The organism is Marinobacter sp. NFXS9 (assembly GCF_040148665.1).
Taxonomy (GTDB): Bacteria; Pseudomonadota; Gammaproteobacteria; order Pseudomonadales; family Oleiphilaceae; genus Marinobacter_A; species Marinobacter_A mangrovi.
The window spans coordinates 138,599-153,237 of sequence record NZ_JAGDDW010000004.1; the positions used below are offsets into that span (position 1 = coordinate 138,599).

The 14,639-nt window shown below is 62.6% G+C and carries 14 protein-coding genes; 2 read left to right on the forward strand and 12 right to left on the reverse strand.

Going from position 1 to position 14,639, the window contains the following annotated elements:
* Positions 1 to 54: 54 nt before the first annotated feature.
* The gene (locus J3364_RS08530; RefSeq protein ID WP_203143220.1) at positions 55 to 510 is read left to right on the forward strand and encodes a MaoC family dehydratase; all 456 of its coding nucleotides are present in this window, start codon (positions 55 to 57) and stop codon (positions 508 to 510) included.
* A 465-nt stretch (positions 511 to 975) separates the two neighbouring features.
* On the opposite strand, the gene J3364_RS08535 is transcribed toward J3364_RS08530, so the two are convergent.
* From J3364_RS08535 to J3364_RS08590, 12 genes are all read right to left on the reverse strand, one after another.
* Positions 976 to 2,130 (reverse strand): ABC transporter substrate-binding protein, encoded by a 1,155-nt coding sequence (locus J3364_RS08535; protein ID WP_349557955.1) that lies wholly within the window; start codon positions 2,128 to 2,130, stop codon positions 976 to 978.
* An 81-nt stretch (positions 2,131 to 2,211) separates the two neighbouring features.
* The gene (locus J3364_RS08540; RefSeq protein WP_349557956.1) at positions 2,212 to 2,919 is read right to left on the reverse strand and encodes an ABC transporter ATP-binding protein; all 708 of its coding nucleotides are present in this window, start codon (positions 2,917 to 2,919) and stop codon (positions 2,212 to 2,214) included.
* On the reverse strand, positions 2,906 to 3,673 hold the full coding sequence (locus J3364_RS08545) for an ABC transporter ATP-binding protein (protein WP_123635579.1): 768 nt from the start codon (positions 3,671 to 3,673) through the stop codon (positions 2,906 to 2,908). Before J3364_RS08545 ends, J3364_RS08540 begins: the two co-directional genes overlap by 14 nt.
* Positions 3,666 to 4,694, reverse strand: coding sequence for a branched-chain amino acid ABC transporter permease (locus J3364_RS08550; protein ID WP_349557957.1), 1,029 nt, complete (start codon positions 4,692 to 4,694; stop codon positions 3,666 to 3,668). The genes J3364_RS08545 and J3364_RS08550 overlap by 8 nt, the downstream gene beginning before the upstream one ends.
* A gap of 2 nt (positions 4,695 to 4,696) precedes the next feature.
* Positions 4,697 to 5,560 carry a branched-chain amino acid ABC transporter permease gene (locus J3364_RS08555; RefSeq protein ID WP_123635581.1) on the reverse strand — a complete coding sequence of 288 codons (864 nt, stop codon included), beginning with the start codon at positions 5,558 to 5,560 and terminating at the stop codon, positions 4,697 to 4,699.
* A 340-nt stretch (positions 5,561 to 5,900) separates the two neighbouring features.
* A complete protein-coding gene (locus J3364_RS08560; RefSeq protein ID WP_349557958.1) occupies positions 5,901 to 7,565 on the reverse strand; it encodes a long-chain fatty acid--CoA ligase in 1,665 nt (554 codons plus the stop codon).
* Positions 7,566 to 7,614: 49 nt separating this feature from the next.
* Positions 7,615 to 8,397: a 5'/3'-nucleotidase SurE gene (gene surE, locus J3364_RS08565; RefSeq protein ID WP_349557959.1), complete on the reverse strand. Its 783-nt coding sequence runs from the start codon at positions 8,395 to 8,397 to the stop codon at positions 7,615 to 7,617.
* Positions 8,394 to 9,479, reverse strand: coding sequence for a phosphotransferase (locus J3364_RS08570; protein WP_349557960.1), 1,086 nt, complete (start codon positions 9,477 to 9,479; stop codon positions 8,394 to 8,396). The genes surE and J3364_RS08570 overlap by 4 nt, the downstream gene beginning before the upstream one ends.
* A 7-nt stretch (positions 9,480 to 9,486) precedes the next feature.
* Positions 9,487 to 10,254 carry an SDR family NAD(P)-dependent oxidoreductase gene (locus tag J3364_RS08575; RefSeq protein ID WP_349557961.1) on the reverse strand — a complete coding sequence of 256 codons (768 nt, stop codon included), beginning with the start codon at positions 10,252 to 10,254 and terminating at the stop codon, positions 9,487 to 9,489.
* 15 nt (positions 10,255 to 10,269) lie between these two features.
* Positions 10,270 to 11,481, reverse strand: coding sequence for an acyl-CoA dehydrogenase family protein (locus tag J3364_RS08580; protein ID WP_349557962.1), 1,212 nt, complete (start codon positions 11,479 to 11,481; stop codon positions 10,270 to 10,272).
* 53 nt (positions 11,482 to 11,534) lie between these two features.
* Positions 11,535 to 11,978 carry a PaaI family thioesterase gene (locus tag J3364_RS08585; protein ID WP_349557963.1) on the reverse strand — a complete coding sequence of 148 codons (444 nt, stop codon included), beginning with the start codon at positions 11,976 to 11,978 and terminating at the stop codon, positions 11,535 to 11,537.
* Positions 11,978 to 12,763, reverse strand: coding sequence for an SDR family NAD(P)-dependent oxidoreductase (locus J3364_RS08590; protein WP_349557964.1), 786 nt, complete (start codon positions 12,761 to 12,763; stop codon positions 11,978 to 11,980). Before J3364_RS08590 ends, J3364_RS08585 begins: the two co-directional genes overlap by 1 nt.
* A 184-nt stretch (positions 12,764 to 12,947) precedes the next feature.
* Between J3364_RS08590 and J3364_RS08595 the strand changes: the two genes are divergently transcribed.
* Complete coding sequence (locus tag J3364_RS08595) at positions 12,948 to 14,540, forward strand: class I adenylate-forming enzyme family protein (RefSeq protein WP_349557965.1); 1,593 nt, start codon at positions 12,948 to 12,950, stop codon at positions 14,538 to 14,540.
* Positions 14,541 to 14,639 lie beyond the last annotated feature (99 nt).

Consider the following 14,639-nt stretch of genomic DNA (forward strand, 5'->3'; position numbering starts at 1 on the left):
TTTGAAATCAAGGTTTACAGAGCGAAATTAACTCAAACAAAAACAGGATGCGACATGAAAGAGATTGCCCTGGATGACCTCTCTCAACACACCGGCCAACGGATCGGTCACAGCCCCTGGAAAACCATCTCCCAGGATATGATCCAGGCCTTTGCCGACGCCACCGGCGATCACCAGTGGATCCACGTGGACGTCGAGCGGGCCAAACGGGAAGCCCCGTGGAAAAGCCCGGTGGCCCACGGCTTTCTGACTGTGTCGCTGATCCCCCTGCTGAACCAGGGCGTGATGCACGTGACCGGCACGTCCGCCAGCATCAACTATGGCCTCAACAAGCTGCGCTTTCCCGCCGCCGTAAAATCCGGCTCGGCGATTCGTACGGAAGTGACCCTGAAAGAGGTCACCGCCGTGGACGATCAGCGCGTGCTGGCCGCCTACACCACCACGGTGCAGATCGACGGTGAGGACAAACCGGCCTGTGTGGCCGAGAATCTGGTGATGTACGTGCGCTGACCCCGGATCCAAGGCAACCGGGGCGCCTTACGGCGCCTCAGTATCGTAGGTTGGGCTGACGCAGGAAGCCCAACAGGCCGGGTTTGCGGCCAGCCTCATTCCCCCCAATGGGCGCCAAGCCGGTTTTTAAGAACCCAGGCTCCAAGCATGCCTGCCTGCGATAAGGGAAATGTCCGGTGCCTGCTTATTGTTGGGCTTCCTGCGTCAGCCCAACCTACGTCGCTGAAGCGTCTTCTACATGCTCGAGTTGTCGCCGACGCCTTGCACGAAATTCGATCGAAACCAATGGAGGCCATCGCTGGAGCAGAGGACAGGATGTCCTCGTCACATAAGCGGCCATGGACGGCCCTCTTAGGTGACGGAAGCGATGGCCTGCATTGGTTTCAGACTCCCAGAGCCCGACTAACCCCAGCTCGGAACCTACAAAAAAGGGGCCACGAAAGGCCCCTTTTTCAGTCAGGCAACTTACTCCTCGATCGGCTTCTGCTCGATCTTGCCGTCTTCCACCACAGCCAGCGTGGTTTCCGTGACAAAGCCCCCCTTGTCGGTCACTTGTGTGACCTGATACGGGTTATGCGCTTCGTCGAGCTGCTTCATGGCATCGCTCATCTTGGCGCGGACCGCCTTGGCTTCGGTGGTACCCGCCAGCTGCATCGCTTTCACCAGGCCGTACATGGCGGAGTAGTTGTAAGCCGCCTCGGAACCCGGCGTCTTGTCGTACTCGGCCTTGTAGCGCTCGATGAAGTCATTGGCCGCCTCCGTGCCATAGGTGGACAGCGGAACCACGCCAATAGCGCCTTCCAGCTGATCAACACCACCGGCCACGTCGGCCATCTCATCCAGCTTGGCCTGGTCCATCACGATGAAGCCGCCCTGGAAGCCGAGCTGACGCGCCTGCTGAACCACCAGACCGGTCGGCTCGGAAGCACCCCCGACGAACATCACGTCCGGATCGGAGGCCACCAGACGGCTGACACCGGTGTAGAAGTCGGCGGACTTGTTGTAGTCCATGGCGTTCTCGGCCACGACTTCACCACCCTTAGACTCCCACTGGTTCTTGATCATCTTGGCCCAGATCTTGGCGTACTCGTGAGTGGCGCCGCCCATGGCCAGCTTCTTGCCGTCATGCTTGAGGGCATAGTCGCTGAACGCCCGGACATAGCCGTCGAACGTCGGCGGGATCCGGATGGTCAGGCTGTTGCCCTTTTCGGTAACCGTCGGAACACTGGTGTACGCCATCACCATGAAGTCGTCTTTCTCGTTGAAATCCTGCAACGCGAACACGCCACCGGAGTGCGGCACGAAGATGGCCGGCACGTCGGATTCCTGCTTCAGACGCTTGGCGTTGGTGGCCGCCTGAGCCGGGGAATAGCGATCGTCCAGGGAGATCAGATTGACCTTGTAAGTTTCCCCGTTGATCTTGAAACCGCCGTTGTCGTTGATTTCACCCGCGGCCATGCGCAGGCCGGACAGGACGTTCTCACCGTACAGCGCGGCGCCGCCACTGAGCGGGCCGGTAAAACCGATGTTCACGGTGGATTCCGCCATGGCACCGGTGGAGAGACCCGCACCCAGTGCCGCGACTGCGACCGCACGACCAAGAGTTTTCAGCATTTTCATTGTTTTCTCCTAGGGTATTGCGTCTGTCTTGTTGTTGGATTTATCGCTTGTCCAGGTAGATCACGTTGTGTCGTCGGCGCACTAGGCGCCGATGTATGCCTTGCGCACCTCTTCATTGCCCAGCATGGTGTCCCGGTCGCCTTCCATGACCAGTTGGCCGTTCTCCATCACGTAGGCCCGGGAGGCAATCTTCAGTGCGGCAAACGCATTCTGTTCCGCCAGCAGCACGGTGGTGCCGAGGCGATTGATTTTCTGGATGGTTTCGAACATCTGACGCACGATCAGCGGCGCCAGACCGAGCGAGGGTTCGTCCAGCATCAGTAACCGCGGGCGGCTCATCAGCGCACGGCCGATGGCCACCATCTGCTGCTGACCGCCGGACAGGGAACCGGCCGGCTGGTCCGCTTTCTCCCGCAGGATCGGGTACAGCTCCAGCACTTCCTCCAGGCGCTGCTTGTTGCCCGCCTTGTCCCGCCGATGGACGTAAGCGCCCATCATCAGGTTCTGCTGGACGCTCATCATCGGAAACAGTTTGCGGCCTTCGGCACACTGAACCACGCCCGACGACACGATCGCGCTGGGCTTGAGGCCGTCCAGGCGCTTGCCCTCAAACTCGATTTCGCCGGCGGCCGGCTTGTTGAGGCCACTGATCGCGTTAAAGAGACTCGATTTACCCGCACCGTTGGCACCCAGCAGCACTACCAGCTCGCCGGAGTCGACGCTCATCGAGATGTCGGTCAGTGCCTTGAAGCTGCCGTAACAGACATCCACATTCCTAAGCTGCAGCATCTTCGTCACTCCCCAGGTAGGCTTCGATCACAACCGGGTTTTCCCGGATCTCCGTCGGGGTGCCTTCGGCGATTTTCTCGCCGTGGTCCAGCACCATGATCTTGTCCGCCAGGCCCATGATCATGTCCATCTTGTGCTCGATCAGGCAGACGGTGAGGCCGTGATCGACCATCTTGCGCATCAGGTCGGCCAGACCTTCCGTCTCTTCCGGGTTCACGCCGGCGGCGGGCTCGTCCAGCAGGACGATCTTGGGATCGGTGGCCAGCGCCAGGGCGAAGGCCACGCGTTTGCGCTCCTCCTGGGTGATGTCGGCGATCAGGCGGTTTTCCACATGGTTCAGGCCGACGAAGTCGAGCACTTCCCGCGCCTTGTCGCGGCAGGCTTTCTCTTCCCACTGCAGGCGTTTGGAGTTGATCAGCACGTCCCACAGGCCGGACTTGGTCCGCAGCCGGTGGCCGACGATCAGGTTGTCCAGCACCGACGCCTGCTCGAACAGGTTGGTGGTCTGGAAGGTGCGGCCCACGCCGCGCTGGGCGATGTAGTCGCAGCGCAACGGGGTAATGTCTTCCCCGTCGAGGATGATGCGCCCGGAGGTGGGCTTGTGGGTGCCGGCCACCAGGTTGAAGAAGGTGCTCTTGCCGGCGCCGTTGGGCCCGATGATGGCGTTGATGCGGTTGGCCTCGAACTCGACGGACACGTCGTTCACCGCCGCCAGGCCACCGAACATCTTGGTCAGGTTCTCGATCTTAAGCATTGTTCTCGACCTCCTTACCCGTGGCGATGCGGCTCTCCTTCTTCTTCGCCGCCGGCAAGCCGGCGTCCAGCGTCTTGCGATGCAGCCAGCCCAAGAAGGAGCCGACAATGCCGCGGGGGAAGAAGATGACCAGCACCACCAACAGCGGGCCGAACAGGATCATCCGGTACTCCTCCAGGAACTGCAGGGACTGGGTGAGCCAGACGATGCCGACGGTGCCGACCAGCGGACCGGACAGGGTGCCGATACCGCCCACCAGCAGGTAGGTGATCATGTCGAAGGTGTGGAGGATGTTGCCGTCCTCGGGCCCGATGAAGCGCACCATGCCGGCGTAGAGCGCTCCGGCCATCCCCGCGTAGGTGGTGGACAGCACGAACGCCAGGGTCTTGTTGCGCATCAGGTTGATGCCGAGCGACTGCGCCAGATCGTCCCCGTTGCGGATCGCCATGAAGGTGCGGCCCAGCAGCGAGCGGGACAGCTTGCCCATGAACCAGATGGCAAAGATCAGGAACGCCAGCACCAGGTAATAGAACGGCGTGGTCTCGGTGAAGTCCACGATTCCGAAACCGTGCGGCGCGGCGATGTCACGCACGCCGATCGGGCCATGGGTCAGCTCCTCCCACTTGTCCGTCAGCATGTACATGATGAAGCCGACACACAGGGTAAAGATGGCGAAGTAGTGTTCCTTCAGGCGAAGCGACACCACACCCACCAGGAAGCCGATGAACGCGGTCATCATCAGCGCCCCTACGAATGCCGGCCAGAAACTCCAGCCGTAATCCGCCGTCAGCAGCCCCAGGGTGTAGGCCCCGAGGGCAAAGAAGCCGCCGTGTGCCAGGTTCAGTTGGCCGCAGTACCCGGTGATGATGTTCAGGCCGTACACGGCGATCGCCCAGATAAAGGCAGAGGCCATGACGTAGACCTGGTATTCGTTCTTGGCGATCAGCGGGAACACCAGCGCCAGCACGATCAGCAGGTACTTCGCCGCCGGACGGGTCATAAAGGAAGCCAGTTTCAACATGATCAGTGCGCCCCCTTCGCGAACAGGCCTTGCGGACGAACGGACAGGATCACCACGAGCAGACCGAAGGCGATGATGTCCTTGTAGCTGCTGGAGATGTAGAAGCCGCCGAAGGCTTCGGCGAAGCCGATGATCATCCCGCCGACGATGGCACCGGGTATGCTGCCCATGCCGCCGAGGATGATGATGACGAAGGCCTTCATGATCACCACGTGTCCCATGGCCGGGTAGACCAGGTTGATCGGTGCGTAGAGGGTTGCGGCAAAGGCGGCCAGCATGCCGGAGATGGCGAACGTCATCATCGCCACGCGGTTGGCGTCAATACCCACCAGGAAGGCCCCTTCCCGGCTCTGGGCCATGGCGATGATGGTGGCACCGGTCATGGTCTTGCGCAGGAACAGCTGCAGCGCAATGACCAGCACAATGGCGCCGACGATGATCAGGGCCCGTTGCTCGGGAATGATCAGGCCGTCAAAGCGCATGATGCCGGTGAACGGTGAGGTCATGCGGCGGAAGTCCGCCCCCCAGAACATCTGAACCACCGCTTCCAGGAACAGCAGGATGCCGATGGCGGCGATCTTGTCGTGGATCGGTGGCGAATTGCGCAAGGGATGGAAAACGAGGCGTTCACAGAGAATGGCCAGTACCGCGACAACGGCGGCCGAGCCCAGCATGGCGATCCAGTAATGGACACCCAGATCCACCATGAAGAAGTAGGACATGAACGCGCCGACCATATAGAGCGCGCCATGGGCGAAGTTGGGGATATGCAGGATACCGTAGACCAGCGTCAGACCGAGAGCGACGAGTCCGTAGATGCTCCCGAGTGTCAGCCCGTTTACGATGTTCTGGAAAAAGAGGTTCAAATCAGCCTCCTTCCTGGCAAGTTGTTGTTATTGGATGCCGCAGGTTTTTTGACCAGCGGAAGTTATTGTCGAAATTGGAACCGCAGGTTTGGTTTTCTGTTTTGAGACGTTTTAGTTTTTGATTTCACCTTTTCTCAAGAGTACACCGCGCAGCCACTCTGTCAATATACAGAATGCAATTCCACTGTGCGGACCACTGATCAATTTTTTACCGTTATAGTGAAACTGAATCGGGGCAAAAGGGGCCATAGCCCGGAACAGCCGGCAAAGCCGGCCGACCGGGGTAAAGCCCATCGGGGTAATGGGAAAAGACCCGTCAAATCACGCGCTCAGCGCGTGCTCAGGCCTCTTTCTGCCACTCCTGCTCCTGCAGCGCCCGCCACATCACCTTGCCGGTGGGCGACTTGGGGAGCTCGGAGACAAACTCGACGTGCTGGGGCACCTTGTAGGCGGACATCTCCTCACGGCACCAGCTCACGATGTCGTCCACCGTGGTGGTGTCTTCCGCCTCCGGCGTCAGCACGATGCAGGCCTTGACCGTCTCGCCCCGCTTGGGATCGGGCGCGGAGATCACGCAGCACTCGTGGATGGCCGGGTGACGGTACATCAGGCTTTCCACTTCGGAAGGCCATACCTTGAAGCCGGAGGCGTTGATCATCCGCTTCACCCGGTCGACCATGAAGAAGTAGCCTTCCTCGTCGTAGTAGCCCAGGTCGCCGGTGCGGAAGAAACGCTTGCCGTCGATCTCGACGAACGCCGCTTCCGTTTCGGCCGGCCGGTTCCAGTAACCGATGGTCACCTGCGGGCCGTTGCTGACGATCTCGCCCACTTCGCCCGGGCCTTTCTCCTGCAGGGTTTCCACATCGATGATGCGGGAGTCTACGTCGAACACCGGAATCCCCAGGCATTGGGCCTTGGGCGCTTCCGACGGGTTGATGTGGGTCGCGGCCATGGTTTCGGACAGGCCGTAGCCCTCGATGTAGTCCAGGCCGGTCAGCTTCTTCAACTTGTCGGCGATCGCCGCCGGCATGGCCGCGCCACCGCCACCGATGGTCTTCAGGCTGCTGATGTCGTAGCTACCCAGTTCCGGATTGGACAAGAAGTCCACCGCCATAGTGACGATGTTGGTCCAGCCGGTGACCTGGTAGCGCTCGATCAGCTTGGCCGCGGTATTGCGGTCCCAGCGGGTCATGATGACCGAGGTGGAACCGCTGTAGATCGGGCTGTTCATGGAGCCGGTCATGCCGGTCACGTGGAAGAACGGCAGCGTGGACAGCTGCACCGTATCTGCCGTGCTCAGGTTCCAGAAGGCCCGGTGAACGGCCGTCGCCATCACGCCGCGATGGACGTGAGTGCAGCCCTTGGGCGCGCCGGTGGTGCCGGAGCTGAACGGGATCACGGCGATGTCGTCGGGACCCGCGGTGTGGGGTGCTGGCGTCTTGTTCGCGCCCACGGCATCCTGCCAGTCGGTCATGCCCGGGCCCTCAACCGGCTGGGCCGGGGCGGCCACTTCCGGCGGCAGGTTCAGGTCAGTCTCTTCCCGGATGTAGCGGCTGTAGGCGGTGACCACCACTTCTTTCAGGTGCGTCTCGCCCACCAGCGGCGCGATGAAGCCCGCCAGCTCCTGGCCGGCCAGACAGAACTCAGCCGAGGTGTCGCTGATGTAGTGTTCCAGTTCCGCCGCCCGGTTCATCGGGTTCACCGGGATGACGGCCGCGTCCGCACGCAGGATCGCGTAGTAACCGATCACGTACTGGGGCGAGTTCTGCATGTACAGCAGCACCCGATCGCCCTTCTGCAGTCCCTGCGCCTGCAGGTAACCGGCCAGGGCCTCGACCTCGTCCAGCAGCTGCTGGTAGGTCGTCACCGTGTCGTAGTAGATGATGGCCGGATGATCCGGATAACGCAGCGCGGAAATCGCCAGGTTGGTGAACACGCTGGTGTTGGGCAGCGTCATGGTCTTGGGCAGATCACTCGGCCAGACCCCGTGGTGTCTCGTAAACATAGTGTCGTACTCCCCTCTCCGGCCGGCAGGCCGGGCCAACTCTCGTCTGTTAAACCGATTCAATGGCAAAGGCCGCCGGACCACCGGGCAACGGTGACTGGCTGCGTAACGGTGTCACGGCCACGGCCTGGTCGCGTAGGACGGTCACGTCCATATCCGGCGCGATGATGTGTTTGGAACTGCGCTCGAAGCTGAGCCACCAGTACGGCAGGCTGCGCCCGTCCTGGCCGGGCAGCAGTCGCGTGCGCTGGATCGACCCGCTGGACTGCCGGGCCCAGCGCACTTCGCTCACGGCTTCGGCGTTGCAGGCCGGGAAATTGATGTTCCAGCAGGGCTGCGGGTGCTCGTCCGGCGCCCACAGTGAACGGATCACGGACTCGCCCAGCAGCTCGACTGGCGACCAGTCGATGCCGTCCCGGTTCAGGAACGCCTGGCTCAGGGCCATGGCCGGCACGCCCATGTGCTGGGCCGTGAGCACCGCACCCACGGTGCCCGAATACTGCACCGAGTCGCTGATGTTGGCGCCGCAGTTGACGCCGGACAGCACCAGGTCCGGCGGGGTCTCGCCGAACCACTCCGCCATGGCGAACAGCACGCAGTCCGCCGGCGTCCCCGACAGGGCAAAACGCCGGTCGCTGTCGTCCTGGGCATAGAGCCGCAGGGGCGAGTGCAGGGAAATGCTCTGCCCGGCGCCGCTGCGGTCGTGCTCGGGTGCAACGACCCAGACCTCTTCCGCCAGGTTGCGGGCGATCCTTTCCAGCACCGCCAGCCCCGGCGCGTTGATGCCGTCATCGTTGGTGATCAGGATGCGGCGTACGATCGGTTCACTCATTCTGCGACTCCCCGGTTGCCCTGTTGGGCGATCCGCCAGCCGGCGTCGGCCAGCATGCTCGCGCGCTTGCCCACCTGCAGGGCGTCCGCGTTACTCGCGTTCCCCTGGAGAGCCCGGGCGTAGACGCCCTGGACGATGGAGGCCAGCCGGAACAGCGAGAACGCCAGGAACACATGCCAGTCGGCAATGCCCGAGCGGCCGGACTGGCGGCAGTAACGTTCAATGATTTCCTGCTCATCCGGAATGTTCAGCGCTTCCAGGTCCTCACCGACAATGCCGCGGGAGCCTTCCAGATCCATGGGCAGGTGGTAGGGCAGGCAGTAATACGCCAGATCCGCCAGCGGGTGGCCGAGGGTAGACAGCTCCCAATCTAGGATCGCCGCCACTCGGGGTTCGTCCGGCGCCAGCATCAGGTTGCCCAGCCGGTAGTCGCCGTGGGCGATGGCCGTCTCGTCGGTGGCCGGCAGGTGGTCCGGCAGCCAGGCCATCAGCTTGTCCATGGCCGGCATCTCGTCGGTCTTGGCGGCCAGGTACTGTTTGGTCCAGCGGGACACCTGGCGGGCGACGTAGCCTTCGGGCCGACCGAAGTCGCCCAGGCCGACGGCATTCACGTCCACCGCGTGGAGCTGGGCCAGGGTGTCCATCGCCACTTCGTGCACCGGCCGGCGCTCGGCCCGGTCCAGCGCCCGCAATGCCGGATGGCTGACCACCCGGCCCGGCGTGAAGTCCATGATATAGAAGGGCGTGCCGATGACGGACGGGTCCTCACACAGCACCCGCGCCTGGGGCACCGGGACATCGGTGTGGTCGGATAGCGCCCGGATCACCTTGTACTCGCGCTCCACCATATGGGCCGACGGCAGGGTCTTGCCCGGCGGCTTCTTGCGCAGGACATAGCGGCCGCTGTCGGTGTCCAGCAGGAAGGTGGGATTGGACTGACCACCCTGGAACTGCTTCACCTCAAGCCGATCGCCGATGTCCGGCATCGCCTGCCGGAGCCAGGCTTTGAGTTGTTGCTCGTCGAACCGGTGGGCGTCGAGGACGTCCACCAGCTCCGGATCGAGGTTCGCGTGCTGGGACATGATCACCTCAACCTGCGGTTTCGCCGCCGTCCGCCACGATCACCTGACCGGTGATGTAGGCGCTGGCCGGTGTCGCCAGGAAGACCGCCAGCCCGGCGATGTCCACCGGCTCGCCAATACGGCGCAGCGGGGTTTTCTCTTCCACCCGCTTGAGGCGCTCGGGATCCTCCACCAGCGCCTTGGCGAAGTCGGTACGTACCAGGCCCGGGGCGATCGAGTTGACGCGGATGCCCTTCGGCCCCCACTCCACCGCCAGGTTGCGGGCCAGTGCGGCTTCCGCCGCCTTGGACACGCCGTAGGTGCCGATCACGGTATTGCCGCGGATGCCGGCGATGCTGGACAGCAGGATGACCTGCCCGTCACCGCGTTCGGCCATGTGCGGCAAGACCATTTGAGTCAGCCAGAAGGTGCCCTTCACGTTGGTGTCCATGATCTTGTCCCAGGCGTCGTCGGTCATGTCCTGGGTGGGACCATAGACCGGGTTGGTGGCGGCGTTGCACACCAGCACGTCGATGCGACCCCAGGCCGCGAGGGTCTTGTCCACCAGATTCTGCAGGTCGTCCTTGCGACCCACGTGGCAGGGTACGGCGATCGCCTCGAAACCCTGCTCCTTCAGCTCGCCGGCCACCTGCTCACAGACCTCCGCCTTGCGGCTGGAGATCACCACTTTGGCGCCGGCGCGCGCCATTTCCTCGGCAATGGAGCGGCCGATGCCCTTGGTGGAACCGGTGATCAGGGCCACCCGGCCGGTCATATCAAACAATGGATTGCTCATGCTCGGGCCTCCTGATCAGAGTGTTTTCGGGTAATTGCGCAGTTCGAGTTTGGCGATCGAATCCAGATGCACTTCATCCGGGCCATCGGCCAGGCGCAGCGTGCGGACCTGGGCCCAGGCCGCCGCCAGGAAGGAGTCCTGACACACGCCCATGGCGCCGTGGACCTGGATGGCGCGATCCAGAATGCGCAGCGCCATGCTCGGTGCGGCGACCTTGATCATCGCGATTTCCTGACGGGCCACCTTGTTGCCGACGGTGTCCATCATGTGCGCCGCTTTCAGGGTCAGCAGACGGCACTGCTCGATCTCCAGACGGGAGCGGGCAATGTCCTTGCGGATGGAATCGAACTGGGCCAGCGGCTTGCCGAAGGCCTCGCGCTCGTTGACCCGCTGGCACATGGCTTCCAGCGCGCGCTCGGCGACGCCGATGGTACGCATGCAGTGGTGAATCCGGCCCGGCCCCAGACGACCCTGGGCGATCTCGAAACCGCGGCCCTCGCCCAGCAGCATGTTGCTGGCCGGCACGCGGACGTTGTTGTATTCGATTTCGGCGTGGCCGTGCGGCGCGTGGTCGTAACCGAATACGGTCAGCGGTCGGATGATCTTCACGCCCGGTGTATCCAGCGGCACCAGGATCATGGACTGCTGTTTGTGCTTCTCGGCGTCCGGATCGGTCTTGCCCATGACGATGGCGATCTTGCAGGTGGTGGTCATCGCACCGGAGGACCACCATTTACGGCCGTTGATCACGTACTCGTCGCCCTCGCGACGGATCTCGCAGCCAATGTTGGTGGCATCGGACGAGGCCACGGCCGGCTCAGTCATGGAGAAACAGGAGCGGATATCACCGGCCAGCAGCGGTTCCAGCCATGCCTTTTGCTGCTCGGGGGAGCCGTAGCGGGCGATGGTTTCCATGTTGCCGGTGTCCGGCGCGGAGCAGTTGAACACTTCCGGGGCCATGTGGGAGCGACCCATGATTTCGCACAGGTGGGCGTACTCGAAGTTGGTCAGGCCGGCGCCGTAGTCGCTCTCCGGCAGGAACAGGTTCCACAGGCCGGCGGCCTTGGCCTTGCCCTTCAACTCCTCGAGGATCGCCGTGGGCGCCCAGCGGTTCTCCGCGTTCTCGATCTGCTCGTGGTGCAGGTGCTCGTTCGGATAAACGTGCTCGTCCATGAAGGCCAGCACTTGCTCACGCAGTGCCTGCGCTTTTTCGGAAAGTTCAAACATGTCGTTGTGCCTCTTGCTGTCGTTATTGGGGCAATTTGGGGTCGGTGACACCGTCAGATCGGTACACCCTCCGGCGACTCACTGCCAGAGCGAATCCGGAAGGTGCCCTCGCCGATGGCCAGCAGGTTGCCCTGGTCATCGCGGACTTCGCCGGTACTGTTAAAGATGCGACTGCCGCCGGCGCGTTTGGTGCCGGTGACGGTAATCGTGCCGCCACTGCACTGGCCGGTGAACGAGGTGGTCAGTGACAGGGTAATGGCCTTGCGCATGCGGCCCGGATAGGGGCAGTACGTGCCGGCCTGGGCCAGGGCAATGTCCAGCAGCGAGGTGAGCACCCCGCCGTGGATGACGCCGGCCAGATTCAGGTGATGCGGCTGCAGCTTTACAGTGATCACCGCTTCGTTTTCTGCCCAGGAGGCCTGCTCATAGCCGAGCACCTTGTGGAATCCGGGCAGATCCTTGCTATCGAGGTATTCGGGGGGGGTCACATCAGACATCAGACTTTCATTCCCGGCAGATTCAGGGAGGCGGTGTTGCCGCCGTCGACGGGCAGGGCCTGCCCGGTGATGTAGCTGGCATCGTCGCTGGCCAGGAACAGGATGGCGGCGGCGATTTCCTCGGGGTTGCCGTAGCGTCGCAGTTCACAGCGCGCGCCCAGCTTGTGGGCTTTCTCGTTGGCGCGGGCGTAATCAAAGATGGGCTGGGTCATGCCGGTTTCGATCAGGCCCGGACAAACCGCATTGACGCGGACGTTGTCGCCACCGAGGTCGCAGGCAGCAGTCTGGGTCAGGTTGATCACGCCGGCTTTGGACGCGCTATAGGCGTTGCCGCCCGCTCCGGAGCGGATCCCCGCTACGGATGCCGTATTGACGATGCTGCCCAGACGGCGGGACTGCATGTGCGGTGCCACGTGCTTAATGAAGAGCATCGGCCCGATCAGGTTCACCCCCAGGATGCGCTCCCACTCGTCGCGATTCTGGTCGGTGATCGGCGGGTGCGAACCCGCCACGCCAGCGTTGTTGCAGAGGACGTCGATCTGCCCCCAGCGCTTGATGGTGTCTTTGACCAGCGTCTCGACAGCCGCCTCGTTGGACACATCCATGACTTTGCGCAGGTACTCGGTACCTTCCGGCAGAGCGCTGGTGGTTTCCATCAACCCGGCTTCGGCCTGATCCACCAAAACCAGGTAAGCCCCTTCCCGCGCCAGTCGCAGGGCCGTGGCTCGTCCGATACCGCTACCCGCGCCGGTGACCATCGCCACCCGTCTCTTGAAACGCATCATGCGGATGCTCCTTTTGTTGTTCTTGGTCACCCTTATAAAGGGCTTCCCAGCCGTGTCAGATCACGAAGCCGGGAACCGCAAATAGGAATTCGGGTTTTAATTTGTCACGCCTGACACTTTTGAGTCAATATATTCGGAAGTTAATTTCACTAGTTAAAACACAACAATCATCATGAGTGTCAAAATGAACGACTATGTGAAAAGCATGCCCCAACACGCCCCGCTGGTTGCCGACGAAACCCTCCTGCCTATCGGGGAACAGATCCAGACCTTCGCCCGCACCCAACCCGACAAAATCGCCCTGATTGACGAGAAAGGCGACACCGACTGGGCCGGCCTGGTGTCCCGCGTGAACCGCATGGCCAACCGGCTGCGCGCGTCCGGACTGAAAACCGGCGACACGGTCGCAGGCCTGTCGGAGAACAGCGCCGACTACATGATGCTGTATCTGGGTGTGCTGACCGCAGGTGGCTGCATGGTGCCGCTGTCGGGCATGGCGAGCGGCGAAACGCTGGCACTGATGGTGAAGGACTGCGACGCCCGCTTCCTGTTCGTTTCACAGAAGAACGCGTCTTTATATGACGAGATTCGCGATCAGCTCGCAAACGTCACGGCCGACCTGCGGATTGGCATCGACTACGCACCGTCTGACAGTGCTGTAACGCTCGACAGCTGGCTGGGCGACATTGACGACACCGCCAACCCGGCCCCGCTGTCGCTGGATGATCCGTTCAACATCATCTACAGCTCCGGCACCACCGGCACACCGAAAGGCATCCTCCATGACCACCGGTTCCGCTACCGTCAGATGCGGCGCATGGGAAGCTACGGGCTGAACGGCGACGCCATCAACCTGGTGTCCACCCCGCTGTATTCCAACACCACCCTGGTCTCCGCCCTGCCCACCCTGTTCCATGGCGGCACCTTGGTGCTGATGGCAAAGTTCAACGCCCACCGTTTCCTGGAACTGGCGGAGCAGCACCGGGTGACCCACGCCATGCTGGTGCCGGTGCAGTATCAGCGCATCCTGGCAGAGCCGGATTTCGACCGCTTCGACCTGTCCAGCTTCCAGCTGAAGCTGTCCACCAGCGCGCCGTTGCGGGCCGACGTCATCGAGCAGGCCATGAAGCGTTGGCCGGGCAACATCCGCGAAGTCTACGGCCTGACCGAAGGCGGCATTTCCACCAGCCTCGACTGCGGTGCGTTTCCGGATAAGTGGGATTCCGTGGGCCAGCCCACCGAGGGCGCGGAAGTGCGAATCATCGACGAGGACGGTCAGGAGCTGCCCCGGGGCGAGATCGGCGAGATCGTGGGCCGGGCCGGCGCCATGATGCGCGGCTACTACCACCGTCAGGAACAGACCGACGCCATGCTCTGGACCAGCCCCGAGGGACTGAGCTTCTACCGCAGCGGCGATATGGGCCGGCTCGACGCCGACGGCTTCCTTTATATCCTCGACCGCCGCAAGGACATGATCATCTCCGGTGGTTTCAATATCTATGCGGTGGATCTGGAAAAGGTGCTCCTGGAACACCCCGCCGTGGCGGATGCGGCGGTCATCGGTATTCCCAGCGAACATTGGGGGGAAACACCTCTGGGGCTTGTCGTGCGCAAGGCTGGCGAGAGCCTGACGGAAAGCGAGCTGCTGGAATGGGCCAACGCCAGGCTGGGCAAATCGCAACGGCTGGCCGACATCGAATATCGCGATGAACTCCCGCGCAGCACCATCGGCAAGGTGCTCAAACGGGAGTTGCGGGCGCCGTACTGGGAAAAGTAGTTCCCCGTACATGTCGCAGACGCTTTAGAGGGTGTTGCAAAAGCCCCCGAGGCGTAGGTTGGGCTGACGCAGGAAGCCCAACAATAAGCGGGCACCGGA